Origin of the sequence: Lentzea terrae (assembly GCF_003265345.1) — a bacterium.
Taxonomy (GTDB): Bacteria; Actinomycetota; Actinomycetes; order Mycobacteriales; family Pseudonocardiaceae; genus Lentzea; species Lentzea terrae.
The window spans coordinates 251,035-275,350 of sequence record NZ_QFWW01000007.1 but is presented as its reverse complement, the minus strand read 5'-3'; the positions used below and the strand labels follow the sequence as shown (position 1 = coordinate 275,350).

25 protein-coding genes are annotated in these 24,316 nt (G+C 68.2%); 17 read left to right on the top strand and 8 right to left on the bottom strand.

Features of this window, described 5'->3' with window-relative positions; all coding sequences use genetic code 11:
• The first annotated feature begins 59 nt into the window (after nucleotides 1-59).
• On the top strand, nucleotides 60-1,271 hold the full coding sequence (locus DI276_RS13275) for a cytochrome P450 (RefSeq protein WP_112263599.1): 1,212 nt from the start codon (nucleotides 60-62) through the stop codon (nucleotides 1,269-1,271).
• A 7-nt stretch (nucleotides 1,272-1,278) separates the two neighbouring features.
• Nucleotides 1,279-2,283 carry an MDR family NADP-dependent oxidoreductase gene (locus tag DI276_RS52960; protein WP_112263598.1) on the top strand — a complete coding sequence of 335 codons (1,005 nt, stop codon included), beginning with the start codon at nucleotides 1,279-1,281 and terminating at the stop codon, nucleotides 2,281-2,283.
• Here the strand turns inward: DI276_RS52960 and DI276_RS13265 are convergent.
• A complete protein-coding gene (locus DI276_RS13265) occupies nucleotides 2,270-2,584 on the bottom strand; it encodes a hypothetical protein (protein WP_112263597.1) in 315 nt (104 codons plus the stop codon). The two genes, DI276_RS52960 and DI276_RS13265, sit on opposite strands and share 14 nt — an antisense overlap.
• Before the next feature lie 98 nt (nucleotides 2,585-2,682).
• Between DI276_RS13265 and DI276_RS13260 the strand changes: the two genes are divergently transcribed.
• Both DI276_RS13260 and DI276_RS13255 read left to right on the top strand, forming a co-directional pair.
• The gene (locus DI276_RS13260; protein ID WP_112263596.1) at nucleotides 2,683-3,441 is read left to right on the top strand and encodes an SDR family NAD(P)-dependent oxidoreductase; all 759 of its coding nucleotides are present in this window, start codon (nucleotides 2,683-2,685) and stop codon (nucleotides 3,439-3,441) included.
• Nucleotides 3,442-3,472: 31 nt separating this feature from the next.
• Nucleotides 3,473-4,693 carry a cytochrome P450 gene (locus DI276_RS13255; RefSeq protein ID WP_112263595.1) on the top strand — a complete coding sequence of 407 codons (1,221 nt, stop codon included), beginning with the start codon at nucleotides 3,473-3,475 and terminating at the stop codon, nucleotides 4,691-4,693.
• Between the two features lie 51 nt (nucleotides 4,694-4,744).
• Here DI276_RS13255 and DI276_RS13250 read toward each other — a convergent pair whose 3' ends face one another.
• Nucleotides 4,745-6,163, bottom strand: coding sequence for an alpha/beta fold hydrolase (locus DI276_RS13250; protein ID WP_157984683.1), 1,419 nt, complete (start codon nucleotides 6,161-6,163; stop codon nucleotides 4,745-4,747).
• A gap of 277 nt (nucleotides 6,164-6,440) precedes the next feature.
• Between DI276_RS13250 and DI276_RS13245 the strand changes: the two genes are divergently transcribed.
• From DI276_RS13245 to DI276_RS13235, 3 genes are read left to right on the top strand one after another with little or no spacing between them, the layout of a single operon-like run.
• Complete coding sequence (locus DI276_RS13245; protein ID WP_112263593.1) at nucleotides 6,441-6,764, top strand: 2Fe-2S iron-sulfur cluster-binding protein; 324 nt, start codon at nucleotides 6,441-6,443, stop codon at nucleotides 6,762-6,764.
• 14 nt (nucleotides 6,765-6,778) lie between these two features.
• Entirely contained in the window at nucleotides 6,779-7,558 is a 780-nt protein-coding gene (locus DI276_RS13240) for an SDR family NAD(P)-dependent oxidoreductase (RefSeq protein ID WP_112263592.1), read from the top strand.
• A 1-nt stretch (nucleotide 7,559) separates the two neighbouring features.
• Nucleotides 7,560-8,777 (top strand): NAD(P)/FAD-dependent oxidoreductase, encoded by a 1,218-nt coding sequence (locus DI276_RS13235; protein WP_112263591.1) that lies wholly within the window; start codon nucleotides 7,560-7,562, stop codon nucleotides 8,775-8,777.
• A gap of 33 nt (nucleotides 8,778-8,810) precedes the next feature.
• Here DI276_RS13235 and DI276_RS13230 read toward each other — a convergent pair whose 3' ends face one another.
• Nucleotides 8,811-9,416: a response regulator transcription factor gene (locus DI276_RS13230; RefSeq protein ID WP_112263590.1), complete on the bottom strand. Its 606-nt coding sequence runs from the start codon at nucleotides 9,414-9,416 to the stop codon at nucleotides 8,811-8,813.
• 108 nt (nucleotides 9,417-9,524) lie between these two features.
• On the opposite strand from DI276_RS13230, the gene DI276_RS13225 reads away from it, so the two are divergent.
• On the top strand, nucleotides 9,525-10,112 hold the full coding sequence (locus tag DI276_RS13225) for a flavodoxin family protein (RefSeq protein ID WP_112263589.1): 588 nt from the start codon (nucleotides 9,525-9,527) through the stop codon (nucleotides 10,110-10,112).
• Nucleotides 10,113-10,117: 5 nt separating this feature from the next.
• Nucleotides 10,118-11,125, top strand: a complete 1,008-nt coding sequence (locus tag DI276_RS13220) for a ketoacyl-ACP synthase III family protein (protein WP_112263588.1) — start codon at nucleotides 10,118-10,120, stop codon at nucleotides 11,123-11,125.
• 19 nt (nucleotides 11,126-11,144) lie between these two features.
• Here DI276_RS13220 and DI276_RS13215 read toward each other — a convergent pair whose 3' ends face one another.
• From DI276_RS13215 to DI276_RS13200, 4 genes are all read right to left on the bottom strand, one after another.
• On the bottom strand, nucleotides 11,145-13,385 hold the full coding sequence (locus tag DI276_RS13215; RefSeq protein ID WP_198680613.1) for a sensor histidine kinase: 2,241 nt from the start codon (nucleotides 13,383-13,385) through the stop codon (nucleotides 11,145-11,147).
• A gap of 126 nt (nucleotides 13,386-13,511) precedes the next feature.
• On the bottom strand, nucleotides 13,512-14,156 hold the full coding sequence (locus DI276_RS13210; protein WP_112263586.1) for a hypothetical protein: 645 nt from the start codon (nucleotides 14,154-14,156) through the stop codon (nucleotides 13,512-13,514).
• A gap of 19 nt (nucleotides 14,157-14,175) precedes the next feature.
• Nucleotides 14,176-16,440: a TOMM precursor leader peptide-binding protein gene (locus tag DI276_RS13205; RefSeq protein WP_112263585.1), complete on the bottom strand. Its 2,265-nt coding sequence runs from the start codon at nucleotides 16,438-16,440 to the stop codon at nucleotides 14,176-14,178.
• Entirely contained in the window at nucleotides 16,437-16,619 is a 183-nt protein-coding gene (locus DI276_RS13200) for a hypothetical protein (protein ID WP_112263584.1), read from the bottom strand. Before DI276_RS13200 ends, DI276_RS13205 begins: the two co-directional genes overlap by 4 nt.
• 210 nt (nucleotides 16,620-16,829) lie before the next feature.
• On the opposite strand from DI276_RS13200, the gene DI276_RS13195 reads away from it, so the two are divergent.
• The 8 genes from DI276_RS13195 to DI276_RS13160 all read left to right on the top strand — a co-directional run bounded on the left by DI276_RS13195 (nucleotide 16,830) and on the right by DI276_RS13160 (nucleotide 23,380).
• Nucleotides 16,830-17,639, top strand: coding sequence for an AfsR/SARP family transcriptional regulator (locus DI276_RS13195; RefSeq protein ID WP_112263583.1), 810 nt, complete (start codon nucleotides 16,830-16,832; stop codon nucleotides 17,637-17,639).
• A gap of 158 nt (nucleotides 17,640-17,797) precedes the next feature.
• Complete coding sequence (locus DI276_RS13190) at nucleotides 17,798-18,049, top strand: acyl carrier protein (RefSeq protein WP_112263582.1); 252 nt, start codon at nucleotides 17,798-17,800, stop codon at nucleotides 18,047-18,049.
• Between the two features lie 25 nt (nucleotides 18,050-18,074).
• Nucleotides 18,075-19,010, top strand: a complete 936-nt coding sequence (locus DI276_RS13185) for an aromatase/cyclase (RefSeq protein WP_112263581.1) — start codon at nucleotides 18,075-18,077, stop codon at nucleotides 19,008-19,010.
• A gap of 9 nt (nucleotides 19,011-19,019) precedes the next feature.
• Nucleotides 19,020-19,205: a hypothetical protein gene (locus DI276_RS13180; protein ID WP_112263580.1), complete on the top strand. Its 186-nt coding sequence runs from the start codon at nucleotides 19,020-19,022 to the stop codon at nucleotides 19,203-19,205.
• Nucleotides 19,206-19,919 (top strand): beta/alpha barrel domain-containing protein, encoded by a 714-nt coding sequence (locus DI276_RS13175; protein ID WP_112263579.1) that lies wholly within the window; start codon nucleotides 19,206-19,208, stop codon nucleotides 19,917-19,919.
• Nucleotides 19,916-21,184, top strand: coding sequence for a beta-ketoacyl-[acyl-carrier-protein] synthase family protein (locus tag DI276_RS13170; RefSeq protein WP_112263578.1), 1,269 nt, complete (start codon nucleotides 19,916-19,918; stop codon nucleotides 21,182-21,184). The genes DI276_RS13175 and DI276_RS13170 overlap by 4 nt, the downstream gene beginning before the upstream one ends.
• Nucleotides 21,181-22,395 (top strand): ketosynthase chain-length factor, encoded by a 1,215-nt coding sequence (locus tag DI276_RS13165; protein WP_112263577.1) that lies wholly within the window; start codon nucleotides 21,181-21,183, stop codon nucleotides 22,393-22,395. The genes DI276_RS13170 and DI276_RS13165 overlap by 4 nt, the downstream gene beginning before the upstream one ends.
• An 82-nt stretch (nucleotides 22,396-22,477) precedes the next feature.
• Nucleotides 22,478-23,380 (top strand): acyltransferase domain-containing protein, encoded by a 903-nt coding sequence (locus DI276_RS13160; protein ID WP_157984682.1) that lies wholly within the window; start codon nucleotides 22,478-22,480, stop codon nucleotides 23,378-23,380.
• Between the two features lie 152 nt (nucleotides 23,381-23,532).
• On the opposite strand, the gene DI276_RS13155 is transcribed toward DI276_RS13160, so the two are convergent.
• Nucleotides 23,533-24,309, bottom strand: coding sequence for a cyclase family protein (locus tag DI276_RS13155; RefSeq protein WP_112263575.1), 777 nt, complete (start codon nucleotides 24,307-24,309; stop codon nucleotides 23,533-23,535).
• Nucleotides 24,310-24,316 lie beyond the last annotated feature (7 nt).

Here is a 24,316-nt window from a genome sequence, read left to right as displayed (position 1 = left end):
CTTCGAGGAACGCCGTGCAGGGTTCGGATGAGAGCCGACCCCGCAACCGGAGGTGTCCCGTGCTGTCCCCCGAACTGGACGAGGAGTTCCCGTTCACCGGCTCCTCCTACCGCGGCCCCGATCCCAAGTACGCCCGGCTGCGCGCGGAATGCCCGGTGGCCAAGGTGCCGACGAACTCCGGCACGCCGACCTGGGTGATCACCAAGTACGAGGACGTCCGCGCCGGGCTCGCCGATCCACGCCTCAGCCGCGCTCTCACCTGTGTCGAGGGCGCGCCGAACGTCGGTGGTGCGATGGCCACGACGCCCGAGATGATCATCTCGCTGGACGGTTCCGAGCACTCCCGGCTGCGCAAGCTGGTGATGGGCGCGTTCACCGTCCGCAAGGTCGAGGCGATGCGCGCCGGCGTGCAGAAGGTGTGCGACGAGCTGCTCGACGCGATCGAGGCCAAGGGCGGCCCGGTCAACCTCGTCGAGGCGCTTTGCGTTCCGCTGCCGCTCACGATCATCGGCGACCTGCTGGGCGTGCCCACCGAGGACCTGAAGATCTTCGAGACGGACGCGCGGGCGTTCGCGACGTTCGACGAGAACGACCCCGAGGCGCCGATGCGGGCGTTCGGGCGGCTCGCCGGGTACGTCATGGGGCTGATCGCGCAGAAGCGCGAGAACCCCGGCCAGGACATGTTGTCCGACCTGATCTCCGCGCGGGACAACGACGACAAGCTGAGCGAGCAGGAGCTGGTGACGTTCGCGTTCACCCTCATCGGCGCCGGCTTCGACACCGCGGCCAACCAGATCTCCAACTCGGTGCTGGCGTTGCTGCACGACCACCCGGACACGTGGAAGCGGCTGGTCGCGGACCCGTCGCTGATCCCCACGGCCGTCGAGGAACTGCTGCGGCACGTCAACCTCTTCGCCACTGACACCACCGGGTTCCACCGGATCGCGGCGGAGGACCTGGAACTCGGCGGGCAGCGGATCGCCAAGGGTGACGCGGTGTTCTTCGTGCTCTCCTCCGCCAACCGCGACGAAGACGTGTTCGAGAACGCCGACGTGCTCGACATCGACCGCGCTTCGAACCCGCACATCGCGTTCGGGCACGGCGTGCACTACTGCCTCGGCAAACAGCTGGGGCGCATGGAGATGGCGATCGCCATCGAAGGCCTGACCCGCCGCTTCCCCGACCTCCGGCTCGCCGTGCCGTACGAGGACCTGAAGTGGCACCAGGGCGAGATCAACCACTCACTCGTCACGTTCCCCGTCACCTGGTAGGAGAGTCATGCCCGAGAAGCAGTGGGAGGTCAGGCTCGCCAAGCACGTCGAGGACGGCCTGACCCTCGAGCACTTCGACGTCGTCGAGGTGGCCGTCCCCGAGCCCGGTGACGGTGAGGTGCTGGTGCGCGTCGACTACGTGTCGGTGGCCGCCGCGTTCAAGGAGTTCATGCGGTCCGACTGCCAGATCCCCGGTGTGCCGCCGTGGAAGGTCGGCGACCCCGCGGGTGCCGGTGGTGTCGGCACCGTCGTGAAGTCGAACAGCCCGGACCTCGAGGTCGGCGACTGCGTGCAGTGGTTCGGCGGCTGGCAGGAGTACTGGGTCGGCCCGGCGCAGCAGTTCATCAAGCAGAACCCGCAGTACGTGCCGTCACCGGTCTACTTCCTGTCGCAGGGACCGACGGCCTACTACGGCATGGCGACGATCGCGCAGGCGGGCGAGGGTGACGTCGTGTTCGTCACCGGTGCCGCCGGTGGGGTGGGTTCGCTGGCCGGGCAGATCGCGAAAGCCCGTGGTGCCAAGGTGATCGGCTCCGCGGGCAGCCAGGAGAAGGTCGACTGGCTGGTGAACGAGCTCGGGTTCGACGCCGCGTTCAACTACAAGGACGGCCCGGTGGTCGACCGGCTGCGCGAGCTGGCGCCGGACGGCATCACGGTCTTCTTCGACAACGTCGGCGGCGAGCAGTTCGAGGCCGCGATCCAGGCCGCACGCCCGCACGCGCGGTTCGCGTTGTGCGGCGCGCTGGCGAACCAGGTCGACGGCCAGGCCGAACACCCGCGGCTCGACCTGATGACGGCCATCACGAAGCACCTGGAGCTGCGCCCGTTCGCCTGCTACCACCTGCCGGAGCAGATCCAGGACTGGGTTATCCACTTCGGACAGTGGCTGCAGGAGGGGAAGTTCGTCTTCCCGCACACGATCGTCGAGGGCGGGATCAAGGCCGCACCGCAGGCGCTGGTCTCACTGCTGGCCGGCAAGTACACCGGCAACGTGACGGTCAAAGTCTCTTAGCGGTGATCCTGACGTGCGCCTCGCGGGCGGTGCTGCCGTCCGCGAGGCGCACTTTCGTAATGCCGCTGCTGATGAACTCGTCGCCCTTCAGCACGGCGTCCTGGGCGATCTCGATCGAGCCCTCCGGCAGCTCTTCGAGGATCCGGTAGGAGAACGTGCCGGGACCGGTCGCGGTCCACGTGCCGGATCCCCTGCCACCCACCGTGAGCGTGGCCGTGCCGTCCTCGGCGAACTCGAGCTCGCTCTCCGTGTCGCCACCGGGCCGGCCGACCCTCGCGCGCCATCTTCCCGCGGTTCCCATGCTCCCCAGGGTTTCCGTCCGACCTAGACCTGGACTCAAGGACCACCGAGCAGGGTTGGCGGTGACTGTCCTACCGAGAGAAAGAAGCTGGAGGCGTCATGTCGGACGCACCATTTGCCGGACAGCAGGTCGTCGTGACGGGTGGGGGAACCGGCATCGGCCGCGCGGCGGCGCTGGCGTTCGCCGACCTCGGCGCCGCGAACGTGATCATCACCGGCCGCCGCGAGAACCGGCTCGCCGAGGTCGTCGCCCTGCACCCCGCGATCAGCGCGGTGGTCGCGGACGTGACGACGGCCGAAGGCACCGCGAAGGTCGCGGCAGCGGTGAAGGAGGGCACGGGCAGGGTCGACGTGCTCGTGCACAACGCCGGGATCTTCCGGTTCACCCCGGTCGCCGGCTTCGACCTGGGCACCGCGCGGGACGTGCTGGAGACGAACCTGGTCGGCCCGCTGGTGCTGACCGCCGCGCTGCTGCCGCTGCTGACCTCGCCCGGCGCCAGCATCGTGTTCGTCTCCAGCAACGCGGGCCACATCGCGGTGCCCGGTGGTGGCGTGTACGGCGCCAGCAAGGCGGCGGTGGACAGCCTGGTCCGCAGCTGGGCCCTGGAGTTGGCGCCGCAGGGCATCCGGGTCAACGCGGTCGCGCCCGCTGCCGTGCGCACCGAGGTCTACGCGGCCAACGGCCTGAGCCCCGAGGAGGTCGAGGGCTACTTCGGTTTCCAGGCCTCGCAGACCCCGTTGGGCCGCACCGGCGAGGTCGACGACGTCGTTCCGTGGATCACCCGCTTCGCCGAGCCGGCGAGCTCGTGGGTGACCGGTCAGATCATCACGCTCGATGGCGGCGCTGACCTGGCGTGAGCCAACCGTTGCGATTAGGAGGAAGAACCAGATGACCAGCAGCGCCACCGAGCCCGATGTGGAGACGTTCCCGTACAAGCGCCAGTGCCCGTTCACCCCGCCGGCGCAGTACGAGGAGATGCGGGAAGAGGACGTCGTCGAGGTCACGCTGACCGGTTCCGGGCTGCGGATCTGGACGATCAGCGGGTACCACACGATCAAGAAGATCCTGACCGACCCGCGGATCAGCGCGTCGCGCAAGCACGCCAACTTCCCGTTCTACTTCATCGCGCCGCCGGAGTACCGCACCGAGACGTCGTTCATCGGCTACGACAACCCGGAGCACACCAAGACCCGGCGCAAGGCGGCCGTGACGTTCACCAACCGCCAGGTGAAGCGGCTGCGCCCGCGCATCCAGGAGATCGTCGACGAGTACATCGACAAGATCCTCACGATGACGCCGCCGATCGACTTCCACCGCGAGTTCTCGCTGGCCGTCCCGATGACCGTGATCTGCGAGCTGCTCGGCATCCCGCAGGACGAGCACGACTTCTTCATCCACCACGGCACGTGCCTGCTTGGCGGCCACTCGACGACCGAGCAGCGCCAGGCAGCCATCGTCGAGGTGAACGCCTACGTCGACAAGCTGATCACGTTGAAGGAGAAGGAACCCGGCGACGACCTGCTCAGCCGCGCGATGGCCGAGTACGCCGCGTCCGGCGAGGAGTACACGCGCCGCGACCTGTTCAACATGATCCGCCTGCTGATGAACGGCGGCCACGAGACCACCGCCTCGATGCTGTCACTCGGCACCGCCGCCCTGCTGGAGAACCCCGACCAGCTCAAGCTGCTGCTCGACGACCCCGAGGGCATGATCGAGCCGGCCGTCGAGGAGCTCGTCCGCATCGCCACGATCGGCGACACCGCGGTGCCGCGCGTGGCACTGGAGGACATCGAGATCGCGGGCAAGACCATCAAGGCCGGCGACGGCATCCTGTGCCTCGTGCTGAACGGCAACCGCGACCCGGAGATCTTCCCGGAGCCGGAGAAGCTGATCCTGGAGCGCGGCACCCGCAAGCACCTCGGGTTCGGTCACGGCCTGCACCACTGCATCGGCGCCGACCTCGCGCGCCTGGAGATGGAACTGGTGTGGTCGACGCTGTTCCAGCGGATCCCGTCGCTGCGCCTCGCCAAGCCGTTCCTGGAGATGCCGCGCAAGGAGGGCGCCGTGATCTACGGCCTCTGGGAGATGCCGGTCACCTGGGACGTCTGAGCCCCACGAGAAAGGGCCCCGCTCGCAGGCGAGCGGGGCCCTTTCGGCGTTTCAGTCCTGCGGGATGTCCGGGCGTTTGACGTGGCCGGGGACGGTGACGCGGGCCTCGGCCGGCAGCACGCCGTCGACCAGGTAGTCGTCGACGAGCGCGTCGAGAACCTCGTTGCCCGCCAAGGCATACACCTCGTGGTCACCGGAGTCCTCGATGACGACCAACGGGTGGTCCAGCAGCTCGGCCAGCACCACACCGCCCTCGTAGCGGTCCATCGGGTCGCCGTCCGCCTGCACCACGAGCCCCTTGGGGTAGCCGGGCTGCTCCAGCTTCGTCGGCGGCTCGAGGCTTTCGAACGTCCGGAACGCGCCGACCCACGGCTGGGCGCGCAGCACGCCGTAGCCGTACGGGTGCTGGGCGCGGTGCTTGCGGACGTCGTTGTAGTAGACCTCCAGGTCCTGCGGCCAGTACGTCTCCAGCGTGATGGCCTCCAGCACGCCGATCCGCAGGTCGCCCTCCTGGTCGTGCGGCCGCCACGTGTTCTGGCCGACGATCAACGTCCGCGCCTTGTCGAAGTTGTCGTCCTGCAGCGCGGTCCTGAGGTCGCCGATGAGGTAGCCCAGCGAGTCCCACTGCGCCCGGTCCGTGGACCGCGTGCCGACCGCGCCGTCCAGCAACGTGCGGAGGTGGATCTGGTCGCCCTCTTCGAGCTTCTCGACGACCGCCTCGATCTCGGCGATGACCGCGTCCGCGTCCCGTCCGAGGTGGAAGTGCCCGTCGCGGTCCGCGGTCCAGTTGGCCCAGTGCATGACGTTGCGGTAGACCGCCTCCGCCTGTGTGACGAACTGCTCGCGCCACGTCCACTGTGGATTGATGCACGAGTCGAGCACAGTGCGGTCCAGGTGCTCGGGGAACATCGTCCCGTACACCGCACCGACGTAAGTCCCGTAGGCGTATCCGACGAACGAGATCTTCTCCTCGCCCAGCACGACCCGGATGACGTCCATGTCACGGGCGGTGTTGCGGGTCGTGATGTGCGGCCTCAGGTCGCCGCCGGCCTTCTGGCACGCGAGCTCGCGCACCCGCATGTCCTCGGCCAGCTGCTCGAACAACTCATCCGGCGGCCGGGAGTCGAACGGCGCCTTGGGAATCGTGACCTCGCTGTAGAGCTTGGTCGACTCGCCGAACCCGCGCGGGTCGAACCCGATGAGGTCGTAGGTGGTCCGCAATCGCCTGCCGAAGTGCTTGATCAACCCGAGGCCGTCGCCGCCGTCGCCACCGGGCCCGCCGTTGACCGCCAGCAGCACGCCGCGGCGCTTGCCGGGATCGGTCGCGCGCAACCGGGCCAGCGCGATCGTGAGCTTCGGTCCGTCCGGGTCGGAATAGTCGCGTGGCACGACGACCGTCGCGCGTTCAAGGCCGTCCTCGAACGGCGGTGACCAGTTCACCTGCTGGTCGTAGAACTCCTTGAGGGGCACGGTGGAACCTCCGCGTGTGGATGTGCGCCGACACCGCAGCGTCCCAAGACGCCCTCGAATGCCAGCGGAACCTGTGACGTGCCCACAATCCTCATCGGTCTGTTTCGCGCCCAGACGGGCACCTCACGGCACCGCGATGCGCCCGCCTGGACACGAAACAGGCCGACGAGGGTTGGTGGACACGCCACAGCGCTCAAGGTGGTCTCCACCACCCGCAAAGCGGTGCAAAGCAAGGTGAACAACGTCCGGCGAGCCGCAGATCCGTGGGAGAACTGCCATGCCAAAGATCACTTACGTTTCGCACGACGGCATCGAGACCGTTGTCGACGTTGCCCAGGACGACACCGTGATGCGCGGCGCGGTTCTCAACGGCATCAAGGGAATCGTCGCCCAGTGCGGCGGCGGCGCCTCCTGCGGCACGTGCCACGTGTACGTCGATCCGGAGAACACCAAGCCGCTGTCGCAGATGCACCAGGTCGAGGACGAGCTCCTGTACTTCACGGCCTGTGAGCGCAGGGAGAACAGCCGGCTGAGCTGCCAGCTTCCCGTGACCGAGGAGCAGGACGGGCTCGTCGTGCACATGCCAGAGAAGCAACTCTGAGGGAGAGAAGACGCATGAGCAAGCGACGGGTCGCCCTGGTCACGGGCGCCACCAGTGGAATCGGTCTCGAGGTCGCGCGCAGCCTCGGCAGGGAGGGTCACGCGGTGTTCGTCGTGGCCCGCAACGCCGAGAACGTGCAGACCACGGTGAAGCAGCTCGAGGAAGAAGGCATCGAGGCCGACGGCGCGGCCACCGACGTGACGTCCACTGAGGACATTCGCAACGCCGTCCAGAAGGCCGTCGACGTCTTCGGTCCCATCGAGATCCTGGTGAACAACGCCGGCCGGGGTGGCGGCGGCATCACCGCCGAGCTGGACGAGAACCTCTGGCTGGACGTCATCGACACCAACCTCAACGGCGTCTTCCGCTTCACCAAAGAGGTTCTCTCAACCGGACAAATGGTCAAGCAGACCTGGGGCCGGATCATCAACATCGCCTCCACCGGCGGCAAGCAGGGCGTCGTGTTCGCCGCGCCCTACTCGGCGTCCAAGCACGGCGTCGTCGGCTTCACCAAGGCCGTCGGCATCGAGCTCGCGAAGTCCGGCATCACCGTCAACGCGGTGTGCCCCGGCTACGTCGAGACCCCCATGGCCGGCCGGGTGCGGCAGGGCTACGCGAACCACTGGGGTGTCACCGAGGAAGAGGTCCTCGAGAAGTTCAACGCCAAGATCCCGCTGGGTCGGTACAGCACGCCGGAAGAGGTCGCCGGTCTCGTGACTTACCTGACCACGGACACCGCGTCCTCGATCACCGCGCAGGCGCTGAACGTCTGCGGCGGGCTGGGCAACTACTGACATGCGCGGCGAGTCGGTAGTCGTCGTCGGGGCCGGGCAGGCGGGCTGCCAGGTCGCGGTGTCCCTGCGTGAACAGGGACACCGCGGCCCCATCACCATCGTCGGTGACGAGCGGGCCGCCCCGTACCAGCGGCCGCCGCTCACCAAGGCCTACCTGGCGGGGGAGACCGACCTCGCCGGGCTGGTCCTGCGGCAGGACTCGTACTACGACGACCACGGCATCAAGCTGGTCCGCGACGAACGAGTCATCGGAGTCGACCGGCAGGCACGGGTGGCCGTGCTCGGGTGCGCGAGGACGGTCAGCTACGACCATCTGGTGTTCGCGACGGGAGCGCGGCCGCGGCCGTTGCCCGTCCCCGGCGCCGAGCACGTGCTGAACTTGCGCACAATCGCCGATGCGGACGCCATCAAGCAGAAGCTCGACGGGCAGGTCGGGCTCGACGTCGTTGTCATCGGCGGCGGGTTCATCGGACTCGAATTCGCCGCCGTGGTCCGGAAACTGCGTCACGAGGTGACCGTCGTCGAGACCCAGCCGCAGGTGATGCAACGCGCTCTCTCAGCAGAAACGGCGAAACACCTCGCCGCCCGCCACCGCTCGGAAGGCGTGGAGATCCTCGCCGGGAAGAGCATCGCCGCGGTGAAGGAGGGCTTCGTCGAACTGACGGACGGCACGGTGCTCGTCGCGGACCTCGTGGTCGCGGGCATCGGCGTCATCCCGAACTCGGAGGTCGCGCAACGAGCGGGCCTCGCGGTCGACAACGGCATCATCGTCGACGCCCACCTGCGCACGGTCGACCCGCGCATCCACGCGGTCGGCGACTGCGCGCGGTTCGCCAGCCCGCTCACCGGCGGCCTGACGCGGCTGGAGTCGGTGCAGAACGCCACGGACCAGGGCACGACGGTCGCGAGCGCCATCCTGGGCAGCGCGGAGCCCTACACCGCCCTGCCGTGGTTCTGGAGCGACCAGTACGACGTGAAGCTGCAGATCGCAGGTCTCACCGACGGCCACGACCGCACGGTCACCGTCGGCGACCCGGCCGAGGGCAGGTTCTCGGTGTTCTGCTTCCGGGGCGACCGGCTGATCGGCATCGAGGCCTACAACCGCCCGATCGACTTCCTGATGGGACGCAGGATCCTCGAAGCGGGCAGCTCGCTGACCCCGGAGATCGTCGCCCGGCCGGGCTTCGATCTGCGCACCAGCCAGCAGCAGGCGGCGTGAGACATGCCATCCGCAGTGCCAGACACCCCTGGGCTAGAGCCAGCCGGCTTCCTCGGCGATGCGGATGGCGTCCACCCGGTTGCGCCCGTTGAGCTTGGTCATGATCGTCGTCATGTAGTTGCGGACCGTACCGACCGAAAGGGACAGCGCGACAGCGATGTCAGGAGCGTCGGCGCCGTTCGCGGCCAGCCGCAGCACCTCCAGCTCGCGGTCGGTCAGCGGGCACTCGCCGCGGTCCCACGCCGCCAGTGCGAGCTGGCTGTCCACCACGCGCTCGCCGGCGTTCACCCGGCGGATCGCGTCGGCCAGCTCCGTCGGCGGCGCGTCCTTCAGCAGGAACCCGTCCACGCGCGCGGCCAACGCCCTGCGCAACGTCCCCGGACGGCCGAGCGACGTCAGCATCAACGTCCTGACCTGCGGCATCGTCTCGCGGATCGTCGACGCGGCGGTGAGCCCGTCGAGGATCGGCAGGTCGATGTCGATCACGCAGACATCGGGTTTGTGCTGACGCGCGGTCGGCACGATCTTGTCGCCCGAGCTCACCTCGGCCACGACCTCGATGTCCGGTTCGAGGTTGAGCAGCGCGATGAGAGCACCGCGCACCATGTGCATGTCCTCCGCGAGCAGAACCCTGATCATCGCGCCCCTCCGCGCGCCACCTTATCTCCCAACGTTCATGTCGCGCTCCACGCCACATCGAGGCGACACCACAAGGGTGAAGTGAGCTGCTTTGCGAAGGGATGCGCCATGGAACGCAGCGTCAACGTGACGGTCGTGTACTACTCCTCGACGGGAACGATTCACCGGCTGGCGACCGAGATCGGCGAGACGGCCGAGAAACGCGGCGCTGAGGTGCGGCTGGTGCGGGCGGCGGAACTGGCGCCCGAGGCCGTGGTGCAGTCGCGTCCTGCCTGGGCAGCGCACCTGAAGGACACCGAGGACGTGCCGATCGCGTCCGTCGACGACGTGCTGTGGGCCGACGCCGTCGTCTTCGGCACGCCGACCCGGTTCGGGAACGTGTCCGCGCAGCTCAAGCAGTTCATCGACACGCTGGGGCCGGCGTGGTTCAGCGGCCTGCTGGCCGACAAGGTGTACAGCGCTTTCACGAGCGGGGGCAGCCTGCACGGCGGCATGGAGACCACGCTCGTGTCGATCTACAACATGGTCTGCCACTTCGGCGGGATCATCGTGCCGCCGGGAGGAGATCTCAACCCCTACGGCACCTCTCACGTCCTGGGCGCGGACAACCTGCCGGTCGGCGACATCGCGTTGCAGGCGGCCCAGGTGCAGGCGGAACGCGTGGTGCGCATCGCCCGCGCGCTGAAGGAGGTCTGACCGCAGTGCGAGTGAAGGATGTTTTCGTCAGTGGCACCGGTGTGCGCCTGCCAGAGACGCTGACGGTCGCGGACGCGATCGCCTCGGGGGAGTGCGAGCCGAAGCTCGTCGCACGAACGGACGTGGAGTCGGTCGCCGTGTCGCCGCACGAGTCGGCGGCCGAGATGGCGGTCGCCGCGGCACGGATCGCGTTGGAACGCGGGAGATCCGGGCCGGACGACGTCGACCTGATCCTGCACGCCACCACCTACCACCAGGGTCAGGACCTGTGGCCGGTCGGCTCGTACATCCAGCGGGAGACCGTCCGGAACAACTGTCTGGCACTGGAGATCCGGCAGATGTCGAACGGCGGTATGGCCGCTTTGGACCTCGCGGTGGCCTATTTGGCCTCCAGGCCGGGCAAGGACGCTCTGCTGACCACCTCGGACCGCTTCTGCCTGCCGGGGATCGACCGGTGGCGCACGGACCCGGGAACGCCCTACGGCGACGGCGCGTCGGCGGTCGTGCTGACCCAGCGCGGCGGGTACGCGCGGCTGCTTTCGTTGGCAATCAATGCGGATTCGGACTTGGAACCGCTCCACCGCGGCGACGTGCCGTTCGGTCTCGCGCCGTTCTCGCACCGCATCCCGGTGGACTTCGAGGAGGCCAAGCACACGTTCAGCCGCGAGTTCGGGCTCTCGTACGGCATCAACAAGGCCAACGCGGGCCAGGCGCGGTGCGTGGAGGAAGCGCTCTCGGACGCCGACATGAAGATCGGTGACGCCGACTGGGTGATCCTGCCGCACTTCGGCAGGCGCCGCCTGGACGTGAACTACCTGCGCCCGTACGACATCGACCCGGAGCGCACCACGTGGGAGTGGAGCCGCACGGTCGGTCACCTCGGCGCCGGCGACCAGTTCGCGAGCCTCGACCACCTCGTCGAGACCGGCAAGGCCGAGTCGGGCCAGCGGATCGTGATGTTCGGCGTGGGCGCCGGCTACAGCTGGGGCTGCGCGGTGCTCGAGATGGTCTGAGCGAGATCCCGTTGAGCGATCAGTTGCTCAACGGGATTTCCGCGTGCAACCGGAACGTGTGCTCAGGCGTCAGGCCGGCCTGCAGGTCACCACCGAGCGCGCGGACGCGGGTGGTGAGGTTGCCGATTCCGCTGCCGTCACGCGACTTCTGCTCGGTGACGGGGATGCCGTCGTTGATGATGTCCATCGTGACCAGATACCGCGAGCTGGACAGCACGATCTCGCAGTGCTCGGCCTTGCTGTGCCGTAAGAGGTTCGTGACGCCCTCGCGCAGCACGGTCGCGAGCGTCACCTTCACGTCTTTCGGCAGCTGGTCGCACGCGTCGATGCGAACCGTCACGTCGATGTCGGCCGCGGACAGCAACGCCTGCGCGGACTGGGTCTCCTCGTCGAACGACAGCTCGCGGTAGCTCAGCGCCACCGACCGCACGTCCGCCAGCGCCTGCCGGGAGATCTCCAGCACCTCGGTGAGCTCCTGCCGCGCCCGCTCGGGGTCGATGGTGGCCAGCCGGTGCGTGAGTTCGCTCTTCAGCGTGATGGCGGAAAGGCTGTAGCCGAGCAGGTCGTGCAGGTCGCGCGCGAACCGCAGCCGTTCCTGGGTGACCGCGGCCGTCGCCAGTTCCTCGCGCGCCTCGTGCAGCTCGTTCACCATCCACCGCAGCCGGATCAACGCGTACAACACGAGGCCGTGGTTTGTCGCAGACATGATGAACCACACGACACTGACGTTGTCTTCCCCGAGAGCGTTGGCGATGACGCCCTGCCCGGCGACGACCGCGACGAACGCCACCCAGTTGAGCCGGCGAGGCAGAAGCAGCGCCGCCGAGCCCGCGAGGAATCCAGGCACACCGCCGAGGTAGGGGTAGCTGAAAGCGAACTGGGGCACGTACACGCAGACCACCAGCCCGGCCAGTGCCGCGTAGGCGAGGGCGGGCGAAACATGCGGGCGGCGCACGATGCCCAGCACGAGCACGACCATCATCACGCTGCTCGCCGCGACGGTCGCGAGCGCGGCCGCGCTGACCGCGGGGGTGTGGAACCACACCACCACCGTCGCCATCACGCCGTAACCGATCACCACCGCCGTGAGCAGCACCTGGGCAAACCGCGTCGCGATCGGCGGGCCGGCCGGACGCGGGGTGCCGGACGGCTCCGCGTGTGCCGGATTGACCGGTACTTCGGCATGCAGCCGATAGGTGCCGTCGGAGGACGTCTGCGCGAGCAGCGAGCCACCTATGGCGGTGGTTCTGGTGGCGAGGTTGGTGAGACCGCTGCCCCGGCCGGTGCTCCCCCCGGCGGGCGCGCCGTCGTTGACGATGTCGATCGACACATCGTGGTCCGTGCCGCTGATGGTGATCGAGCACCGGGTGGCCTGGCTGTGCCGCAGCAGATTCGTCACGCCTTCGCGCAGAATCGTCGCGAGCACGGTCCGGGATCGGGGCGAGAGCTCGGTGTCGTCCGCATCGATCGTCGTCGCAACACCCGCCGCGGTCAGCACGGACCGCGCCGACTCGATCTCGTCGGTCAGCGACAGCTCGCGATAGCTCGACGCCACCGCACGAACGTCCGTCAGCGCCTCGCGGGCGATACCGAGGATCTCCGCCAGTTCCCGCAGGGCGCGGTCGGTGTGCGCACCGATCATCTTGCGGGCCAGCTCGACCTTCAGCGTGATCGCGGACAGGCTGAAGCCGAGCAGGTCGTGCAGGTCACGGGCGAACCGTAGCCGCTCATGCGACACGGCGAGGCCGGCGAGCTCCGACCTGGCGGTCTCCAGTTCCTTCACCAGCGACGGCAGCCGGGACAGGCCGTAGACGACCAGGCCCGCCACCACCGACGACACGGCGACATAGGCCAGCACGCCGACCGTAATTCGGTCCCCGGCCCTGATCACGGCATTGATCGTGGCGTTGGTGAGCGCCAACCCGCCGAACACGAACCACCGCACGCGGCCGGGCAGCACCAGCAGGGCGCTGCCCGCGAGGAAACCGGCCATGCCTCCCCACGCGTAGCCGAAGAACGGAACCGGCACGAACACCAGCAGCGCCATCGCACCCAGCGCCAGGTGTGCCGTGGGGGACCGCAGGTTGGCGCTCGGCCGGGAGAACACCCCCAGCTGCAGGTACCCGATCGAGAGCAGACAGGCCAGTGAGCCCACGATCCGCGCGGGCGTGGCGCCGGCCTGCAGGACGTAGAGGAAGGCGTTGCCGAGGTAGTTGGCGAACACCACGCTGATCACGACGTACGCCAACCGACGGGACACGGATGAACGTTCCTGTCGCAGCGTCACAGCAGCTCCCACGCGATGGTCGGGACGCGGCCATGATACGGGCGTGTCCTGGGAAGTTTCGCGGTTCGGGGTCCCCGATCGGAGCAACATGACGGTCGCTCAGCACCCCGCCACGACGACGAGGCCGGCCCCGGCTAGATAGGCGACGACGTCCGCGACCAGCGTCTTCTCCAACTGCAACGCCTCCGCCACCGCGGTGATCGACGTTTCGGCGTCCAGCAACGACTTGGCGATCTCCGTCGCCGGCGCGCTGTGCAGGATCACCTGGTACGCGAGGCCGGGGCAGGCCAGTGCCTGGTCGCCGTTCAGCCGTTCGATCTCGGTGCGCGGCCGCATCGTCACGACCTGGTCGTCCTCGATGTGCGGCAACGTGAACACGGCGTCACGGGTCACCGCCACCACCGAGAGGATCGGCCCGGCGCCGTCGTCCAGCCCGAGGGACGGCACGACACAACCACCGAGCAGATCGAGCGTGTTCTTCAGCTTGCGCCAGACGAGACACGGCCCCGATCCGGTCTTCCACCGGACGAAGTTCTCGTGCAGAACGGAGATGTTCTCCAGCGCCACGGGACCGAGGCTCATCCGGTGCAGCGCCTCGCGGACGAGCGGGCTGGTGTCGGCGATCTCGATCGCGCCCCATCTGCCGTGCACGGTGAGGTGCTCGGTTCCCTCGTCGACGATCGCGTCCTCCAGCAACGACCACAGCGGGCGGCCGGCCGGGATGTGCGACTGGGTGGGCACCACGGCGCCTCCGCTCTGGCAGTTACATGAACAGTGGGACGGGGTTCAGCTCGTCGTAGCGGCGAGGTCGGTCCAGTCGCCCCAGTTGTACCGGCACGTCGTAGAGCCGCCCTTGAGCGAATCTTGACCAGAAGTGCCGCAGTCCCGGCACGACCACCCGCACGACCGGCAGCCCGACGTCCGGTCTCGTCTGGTCGAGCACCAGCACCTCCATCCCCTTGGCTTCGAGCACCTCCCGGATGGCGCGGATGTCGTCCACCAGGTCCGCGCGGTGCGTGTAGCCGTGGTGGAACACGTCGCGCGCCGGCACGGCCGGATCGGGGGCCAGCCAGGGCTGCCCGGCCAGCCGCACGGTCTCGATCCAGTGCCGCATGTCGATGTCGAACCGCGAGAGGTCCACCGGTTCGGACAGGGCCGGCATGCTCTGGTTCAGCTCGGTGAGCGCGCGCCGCGCGGCGATGCGCGGGTCCAGGTGCGCACCGCAGCCGAACATGATGTCCTCGCGCGGACCGTTGTCCGTGCGGCGGGACACGGCGACCATCGTCGGCACGCCCAGATCGGCGGTGACGTCGAGCAGCCACACCTCGCGGCCGAGACTCGCGTGCGCCTCACGCAGCTCGTGGATCCACGGGTCGTGGAACGAGTCCAGGTCCATGCCGGGCACAGGCGTGCGGTTGTACCACCAGATCGCGACCGCGTCCCGTTCGACCAGCTCGAGAAGCCCTTGCAGCACCGCGTCCTCCAGGCTGCTGCCCGCGGCGCAGCCGTTGGAGTTCGACGTGACACTCGGCGGACAGGGGGCGCCGAAGTAGAGCATGCCGGTGGGCAGGAGCTTGTGCCGCCGTTCGGTGAGCGACCACAGCGGTGTCCAGTCCATCACCTCGTTCTCGTCGAACGGGGTGGTGACGTGCTGGAACGACGAGTGGCTCGCGTTCCACGCCTCCCGGTCCTCGAACTGGCGCGGGTGGTAGTGCTGCACGGTGTCGGGGTGGATCGCCAGGTTGCCCAGGGAGCGGTAGCTGCCGCGCACCCGTGCCTCCTCGCCGAAGTAGGCGCCGCTGCGCCGTTCCACGGCCTCGCACAGCGCGCCGACCTCGGCGTCGAGCGGCGTCACGCCCTTGCCCCCGGTGTCGGCCCGCAGCGACGAGCGGAGCCCTTCGATGCCCTCGCCCGCGGCCGCGAGGTTCGACCCGGACACGAAGGAGTTGAAGAACGCGGGCCCGCGGTCGTTGCGGCGGATCTCCCTGACGATCCCCGTGACCGGGCCGACGAGGTGGCGGTAGGTCTCGAGCACCTCCTGCGGGGACGACGACCGGTGGCCGCCGCCCTCGCAGGAGCGCTTCACGCGAGGAGTGAGTTCGACCGGCTCGAACGCCCTGCGCGCGACAACCTCGGGGTCACCGCAACCGGCGCACTGAGGGCGGCGCCGGACCTCGTGCTGCGTGACCTTCATGCTCAGGCTGTCGTAGTTCCAGATCGACCGCTGTGTCTCGTGGCGGATTCCCGCGAGCCATTTGGTCGCCTCGACCGATGCGATGTCCAGCGCCGTCGCCTGCAGTGACGGCAGACCGATGGCCGGGCGCGGCGCGGGACCGCGTTGTCCGCACCGCGCTCGCACATGAGCCTCCGCCTTCCGGTTCGCCGACAGGCGGGAGGCGAGGCAACGCCAGCACGGGCCCTCGCCAGGGGTGAAGAAGGGACCCACGCACACCTGCGCGCCGACGGGCTTGACCAGCAACCACGGGGTGCCGGCCGCGCGATGGGCGGCGTCGATGTCGCGGAGGTCGGGAGCCAGGTAGTCGGCACAGGCGACGACGGTGAGGTCACCACTCCCCGGGGCGACCGTCAGTCCGTTGCGGTGCAAGGCTTCCGCGAGTGCGTCCCGATCGGTGTCGCCGATCGCGACGACGGAGACGAGCGACGTCGTTGTCGCCGCCACCGCGTCCGCGGAGTCGAGACCCACCGCGTCCCAGTAGGCGAGTGAGGCCTCGGCCGTGGCTGAACCGGCCTCCATGCCCCGCCTGCCGATCAGGCCCGCCGCAGCGAGCCGTGTGAGCATGCGCTCCACCTTGTCGGCGGTGAGATCGGCGGGGACGTCGCGCAGCAGTGCGGCGAGATCGCGGGTGCCGTCGAGCAGCGGCGCCAGCGTCTCGACGTGGGTGCCCGCGATGGCCGTGACCCCGGACTCCCCGATGAGGTAGACGGCTTCACCCTGCACGATCTGCGGCCGGAGGTGTCGTTTGAACCCGATGCGTTGCTCGCCCGGTTCAGCCAGTTCGGGTCTCATGCCGCGAGGACCTCGTCTTGCGGCTTGAAGCGGGTACCGGGCGAGGTAAAGGTGTCGGCGATGATCCAAGTCCAGTCCATCGAGGCCTCACGGTCGAACTGGTAGATCTTCATGTCGTCGGAGTCGTCAGGGGCGGTGGTGACGGAAGCCAGGTGCTCCACGGTGACGGTGGGGTACATGTGCAGCTCCGATGTTTGCGTGTCATTTGATGTGGGTAATGATGCGGATCTGCGGTAATGGGCCGGTAGTTACCGCCTAATGCGCCCCGGTATGAAGTTTTCATACCCGGCACGGGCAGAACTCATCTGACATCGATGGCCTGTGCACTAACGCGGGTCCGTTGGGCCGAGCAGACTAATCCCGTGCTTGGAACCGAAGGAGGGGTCGCGATGCAGATCAAGGTCCTGGGGCCCGTCGAGGCCAAGGTGAACGGTCGCTCGGTGACGCCCACAGCGGCCAAGCCGAGGCAGATTCTCGCGCTGCTGGCGCTGCACTCCGGATCCGTCGTGTCGGTGCCGACGTTGATCGAGGAGCTGTGGGGAGACCGCCCGCCGCGCAGTGCCCGCACCACGTTGCAGACCTACATCCTGCAGCTGCGCAAGCTGATCGGGGACGCGCTGTCGGCGTCCGGGGAGAGCGGCGCGAAGGAAGTGCTGGTCACCCGGTACGGCGGCTACCTGCTCGACGTGCCGCCGGAGTCCGTGGACGTGCACGAGTTCGAACGGCTTTCACGCGCCGGCCAGCAGGCCTACGACGTCGAGGACTACGCGTCGGCCTCACGGTTGCTGCGGCAGGCGCTGGAGATGTGGCGTGGCCCGGCGGTCGTGGACGTGCGGCCCGGCATGCCGCTCGGCATCGAGGTCGTGCGCCTGGAGGAGCAGCGGCTCGGCGTGCTCGAGGCCCGCATCGACGCGGAGCTGCGGATGGGCAAGCACAAGGGGTTGCTCAGCGAGCTGTCCGTGTTGACGGTGCAGAACCCGATGAACGAGAACCTGTGCGCGCAGTACATGATCTCGCTGTTCCGCGCGGGACGGCAGTGGCAGGCGCTCGACGCGTTCAAGGCGTTGCGCAACACGCTGATCGAGGAGCTCGGCGTCGAGCCGTCGTCGCGCCTGCAGACGTTGCAGCACGCGATCCTCACGTCCGACCCGCGGCTCGACAGCGCGGAAACCCGGCAGTTGCAAAGACTCCTGGCCTGAGTTGGGCTCCAGCGGCCCTCGCCACACTGTGGCGAGGGCCGCTTTTCTTTGTGTGGCAACGGTTTCTTCGAGGACTCCTCCAGTGGCTTACAGGTGTGCGGTGGAAACCTCAGTCGTGGGCGCGCGGAAACCGCCCGCTGGAGGAAAGGAAAGCAGCCGTGAGCGCACTGACCATCGAGGGCCTCAAGGAGATCCTCAACGAGGCCGCGGGCGAGGACGACACGTTCAAGCCGGGCCAGGACATTTCCGACATCCCGTTCCTCGAGCTGGGCTTCGACTCGCTCGCCCTGCTGGAGACGGTCGCGCTGATCAAGCGCAAGCACGGGGTCGCCGTTGCCGACGACGAGCTGGCGTACATCGAGACGCCGCGTCAGCTGCTGGACAAGGTCAACGGACAGATCGCGGCCTGACGGCGAATCGGGAACGGAGACGAACATGACGCACACCACCACGCACACGGTCATGATCGGTGCTCCCGCCAAGGTGGTCTACGACCTGGTCGCGGACGTGACGACCTGGCCGTACACCTTCGGACCCACGGTGCACGCCGAGGTGTTCGAACGGGAGGGCTCGACCGAGCGGTTGCGGTTGCACGCGTTCGCCAACGGTGACGTGCGCACGTGGACGTCTCGTCGCGAGCTCGACCCGGCGAACCTGCACATCAAGTTCGAGCAGGAGCGGTCGGCGGCACCGGTGAAGACGATGGGCGGGGAGTGGCGGATCGTCCCGATCGCCGACTCGGCGACTCGGGTCGATCTGCTGCACCACTTCACCGCGGCCCAGCCGGAAGCGGTCGACCTCATCCTGAACGCCGTCAACAACAACAGCGACGCCGAGCTCGCGGCCCTGAAGCGGGCCGCCGAGTACGGCGACGACTACGACAAGCTCGTGCTGTCGTTCTCCGACAGCGTCACGATCCACGCGAGCCGCAAGGACGTCTTCGAGTTCCTGTACCGGTCGGACCTGTGGCCGGAGCGCCTCCCGCACGTGGCGCGGCTGGACCTCAAGGAAGCCGTCACCGGCGTGCAGTCCATGGAGATGGACACGCGCAGCCCGGACGGGTCGATCCACACCACGCACTCGGTGCGGGTCTGCTTCCCGTACGACAGCATCGTCTACAAGCAGACGGCCACGCCGGCGATCATGGCGGCGCACGTCGGCCGGTGGACGTTCAAGGACATCGGCGACGGCATCGAAGCCGGCATCGAGGCGACCTCGCACCACACGGTCGTCATCCGGCCGGAGGTCATCCCCGAGGTGCTGGGGGCCGACGGGACGATCGAGCGCGCTCGCGAGCTCATCCGTCACGCGCTGGGGACCAACAGCCTCACGACGCTCCGGCACGCGAAGGAATTCGCGGAGAACGGGTGAGGTGACGCGATGGGGTTGGCCGGCGCGGACTTGCTGACAGCCGCTGCGCGCGCCGCAAGCCGCAACGGGCTCTACGTGGTGTCCATGTACCTGGAGAAGGCCGCGGTCGAGCATCAGCGCAAGGGCTGCCCTTCTGAAGTGGGCCACTGCGCTTACGAGATCGAGGCTTCCCGCGTACTGCTGTCGGGGTTCTAGATGAAGCTCTACGACATCTCGCTGCGTCGCACCAGCCTGTCCATTTCGGACAGACTGGTCGCGGCGCGGCGCCTCGACGCGCTCGGAGTCGCGTTCGTCGACGGAGGCCGTCCCGCCCGGTCGTTCTACCACCGGGCGGCGATCGAGCTCCGGTTGCGGGCCGCCACCCTCATCGCATCAGGTGGTGCGGAGGACCTCGCCGCACTGCTCGCCGCGGAAACTCCCGCGGTGGCAATAGTTGTCCAAGGGCACGGTTTCTCGGTCATCCGAGAGGCCGTGCGTCAACTCGTGCGCGCCGAACGACGAGTGATCGTCGAGGCGCGGGACTTCTTCGACGGCTGGCTGATCGACCCCGAGCACGCTCTTGAGGTCGTGCTGACCGCCGCCGAAGCAGGAGCGGAAACCGTGTTGTTGCACGACACCGCGGGTGCGTTGTGGCCGGACCAGATCGGGGAGATCGTCTTGTCGGTCGCGGAAACCGGTGTGCCCCTTGGGTTCGGATGTCACGACGACGGCGGGTCCGCGGCGAAACAGCTGTTCGCGGCGGATGCGGGAGCAGGACTCGTACAGGGGTCCTACGCCGCCGTTCGAGGTGGCCTCGATCGGGCCGTTTCACCATCGGTTCATTCGGCAGAAACAGGTATCGCTCCCGTGCCCTGTCCGAGATTGGAGCAGACCGTGTCCGCACAGAAGGCGATTGGAGGTGTCCGATGAGTCGTCGCGCCGTCATCACCGGGGTGGGCGTGGTCGCACCTGGTGGCATCGGAACGAAGGCGTATTGGAAACTGCTGTCCGAAGGGCGTACGGCGACTCGCATCATCACGCACTTCGACGCGTCTCCGTACCGCTCCCGCATGGCGGGTGAAGCAGACTTCGACCCCGTGCGCGAAGGCCTTACGCCGCAGGAGATCCGCCGGCTCGACCGCGCCGCGCAGTTCGCGGTGGTGGCCGGCCGCGAGGCGATGGCCGACTCGGGCATCGAGTTCGACCAGCTCGACCCCGGCCGCATCGGTGTCTCGCTCGGCACCGCGGTCGGCTGCACGACCTCGCTGGAGCGCGAGTTCATCGTCGGCTCCGACCGGGGCAAGTACTGGGAGGTCGACCAGTCCTACGCCGTCCCGCACCTCTACGACTACTTCACGCCGTCCTCGATGGCGACGGAGCTGGCGTGGACCGTGGGCGCGGAAGGTCCGGTCTCGGTGGTCTCCACCGGCTGTACTTCCGGCTTGGACTCGGTGGGTTACGCCGCCGAGCTGATCATGGAGGGTTCCGCGGACGTCGTCGTCACGGGCGGCACGGAAGCCCCGCTCTCCCCGATCACCGTGGTGTGCTTCGACGTCATCCGCGCGTCCAGCACCCGCAACGACGACCCGACCACCGCGTGCCGCCCGTTCGACAAGACGCGGGACGGACTGGTGCTGGGCGAGGGTTCCGCGATCATCGTGCTCGAGGAGCTGGAGCACGCCCGCGCTCGCGGTGCCCACATCTACGGTGAGGTCGCCGGCTTCGCCTCGCGGTGCAACGCCTACCACATGACGGGCCTGCACCCCGAGGGCATCGAGATGTCCGACGCCATCAACATCGCGTTGAAGCAGGCGCGTGCGGACGCCACGGACGTCGGTTACATCAACGCACACGGGTCGGGCACCAAGCAGAACGACCTGCACGAGACGGCGGCGTTCAAGCGTTCCCTTGGGGCGCACGCGTACAAGACGCCGGTGTCGGGCTTCAAGTCCATGATCGGGCACTCGCTCGGCGCGATCGGGTCGCTGGAGATCGTCGGCTCGCTGCTGGCGTTCGAGGAGGACCTCATCCCGCCGACGGCCAACCTGCACGAGCCGGACCCCGAGTGCGACCTCGACTACACGCCGCTGGTCGCGCGCGAGAAGAAGGTGAACACGGTGCTGACCGTGGGCAGTGGTTTCGGTGGATTCCAGAGCGCCATGGTGCTCAAGAAGGTGGAAGGGGCAGGCCGGTGACTCGGGCGGTGGTGACGGGAATCGGCATCGCGTCGCCGAACGGGCTGGGGCCGACCGCGTACTGGCGGGCGACCCTGCACGGGGAGGCGGCGATCAAGCCGATCACCCGGTTCGACAGTGCCAACTACTGGGCGAAGATCGCCGGTGAGGTGCCGGGCTTCGAGGCAGGCCGGCACCTGCAGGGCCGGCTGCTGCCGCAGACGGACCACATGACGCGGTTGACGCTGGTGGGCACGGACTGGGCGTTGCGCGGCGCGGGAGTGCAGCCCAACGACATCCCGGACACCGACATCGCGGTGATCACCGCGGCGACGGCGGGCGGGTACGAGTTCGGTCAGCGGGAGCTGCAGAAGCTGTGGCACCAGGGCCCGGAGTACGTTTCGGCGTACCAGTCGTTCGCGTGGTTCTACGCGGTCAACACGGGCCAGATCTCCATCCGGCACGGCACGCGTGGTCCCGGCGCGGTGGTGGTGTCCGAGCAGGCCGGTGGCATCGACTCCATCGGACACGCGCGCAGGCAGCTGCGCAAGGGTGTCCAGCTGGCGTTGACCGGCGGCATGGACTCCTCGCTGTGCCCGTGGGCCTGGGTGGCGCACCAGGCGTCGGGTTGCCTGTCCCGCAGCAACAACCCGAAGCGCGCCTACCTGCCGTTCGACCGCGACGCCTCCGGGTACGTCGCCGGTGAGGGCGGCGCGATCATGGTGGTCGAGACGCCGGAGTCGGCGGCCGGGCGTCCCGGCACCCGCATCTACGGCGAGATCGTCGGGTACGCCTCGACGTTCGACTCGCGGATGCCGTCGCGGGAGCCGGGGCTGATGCGGGCGGCCGAGCTGGCGTTGCGCGACGCCGGCATGGACGCCTCCGAGATCGACGTCGTCTTCGCCGACGCGGCGGGCATCCCCGAGCTCGACAAGGCAGAGGCCGAAGCGATCAAGGGGATCTTCGGGCCGTTCGGCGTGCCGGTGACGGCGCCGAAGACCATGACCGGCCGGCTGTTCGCCGGTGGTGGGTCGCTGGACGTCGCGTCGGCGATCCTCTCGATCTACTGGTCGGCGATTCCGCCCACCGTCAACGTCGAGAACCCCGTGCCGGAGTACGAGATCGACCTCGTGATGAACGAGGCGCGGCACGGCAAGGTGAAGGCCGCTCTGGTGCTCGGGCGCGGCAAGGGCGGGTTCAACTCCGCCATGGTGGTTCGCGAGTACAGGTGATGTTGTCGCTCGCACAGGGGTCGTGAGGTCTTCCTCGCGGCCCCTGTCGCAGTTCTGGAGGCTTCTTGTGGATGTGGCACTGATGTTTCCCGGGCAGGGGTCGCAGTACCCGCGGATGGCGGCGTCCCTGTACGGCCAGGATGTTGTGTTCACCTCGGTGATCGACGAGGTGTTCGAGCTGTTCGGCGAGGTCGGTTCGGTTGCTTGTGAGGACTGGTTGGCTGGCGCCGACGTCGATCACGTGTCCCGCGCGCAGCCGTTGCTGTTCGCGGTCGACTACGCGTTGGGGCGCATGGTCTTGTCGTGGGGTGTTCAGCCCGTTGCGCTGATCGGGCACTCCGCCGGTGAGGTCGTCGCTTCGGTGCTGGCCGGCGTTTTCTCGTTGGAGGACGCCGTGTCGATGGTGCGAGACCGGGTGTTGTCCGCCGTGTCGATTCCGTCCGGTGGCATGCTGGCCGTCGCGGCTTCTGAGGCTGACCTCTTGCCTTACCTGGTCGGCGATGTGGCGATCGCGGCGGTGAACTCGGCTCGGCAGACGATGCTGGCAGGGTCCGATGAACCGCTGGCTGCGGTGCGTGCCCGGTTGGAGGCGGACGAGTTCATCGTGGTGACCGTGCCGGCTTCGACGCCGTTCCACTCACCGGCGATGCAGCCCGCGGTCGACGAGGCGCTGGCTTTGTGGAGTGCTTCGCCTTCTGCGCCTTCGATGCCGGTGTACTCCGGTTACACGGGGAAGCTGATGACCGAGGAAGACGCGTTGTCTCCGCGGTTCTGGGCTCGGCAGCTGACCGACGCCGTCTACTTCGGACCGGCGTTGAGCGAGCTGGTGGCGATGTACGACGTGCTGCTGGTGGAGGCGGGCCCCGGACAGACGCTGACGTCGTTCGCGCGTCGCACGAAGGCCGTGCGGTCTGGTGCTTCTGCGGTGCTGCCGTTGCTGGACGCCTCGGATTCCGTTGAGGCGGCTCGTGCTCGCTTGGTGTGACGTATAAAAGGACCGCCCTCTCCTGGAGGGCGGTCCTTTGGCGGGTCTCTAGTCGATGCCGCGGACGATGTGGTCTTCGTTCTCTGGTGGCCATATTTCGTTGCTGTCCATACCTTTACGGTAAGGATGGTGATTCAGCTCTCACTTGAGAGCTAGTCGTCGAGGAGAGCGACGGCCCTGGTCCAGCCCGCGCCGGCGCCCTTGATCTTGACCGGGAACGCGACGACGGTGAAGCCGAAGTCCGGCAAGGCTTCCAGGTTGCTGAGGCGTTCGATCTGGCAGTACTCGCGGTCGCGGCCGGCGAAGTGGGCGGGCCACAGCACGCTCTGGTCCTTGGATGCGAGGTAGCGCTTCACGATGTCGGGGAACGGCGCGTCGAGGCTGAACGCGTCGGTGGCGATCACCTTGACTCCCAGGTCCAGCAACAGGTTCGTGGCCGGGCCGTCGAGTCCGGTGTAGTCCGTGAAGTAGGTCTGGGTGCCGGCGTGCTCGGCGGCGCCGGTGTCTAGGATGACGATGTCCATCGGCTTCGGCGTGTACCCGATGCGGGCGAACTCCTTTTCGAGGACCTCGGGACCGATGACGCCGGTGCCGTGGCCTTTCACGTCCAGCTTCACGCCGGGGTTGTGGAACCACTCCAGCGGCATCTCGTCGATGTGGCGCGGGATTCCGTTGCCGTACGTGGTCTTCGAGCCGTAGTGGCTCGGGGCGTCGACGTGGGTGCCGGTGTGGGAGGTGAGGCTGATCCGGTCCAGCGTCAGGAACTCCGAGTCCCGCAGCACGGACACGTCGAACTCGATGCCCAGCCTGGCCTTCAGCTGCTCGGCCATGTGTTCGGCACCCTGGGCGGCCGTGAGCACCTCGTGCGTCACCGGGTCCGCTTCGTACGCGGATGCGTCAATGTGGGAAGACAGATCGATGATGCGCATGCTGGCA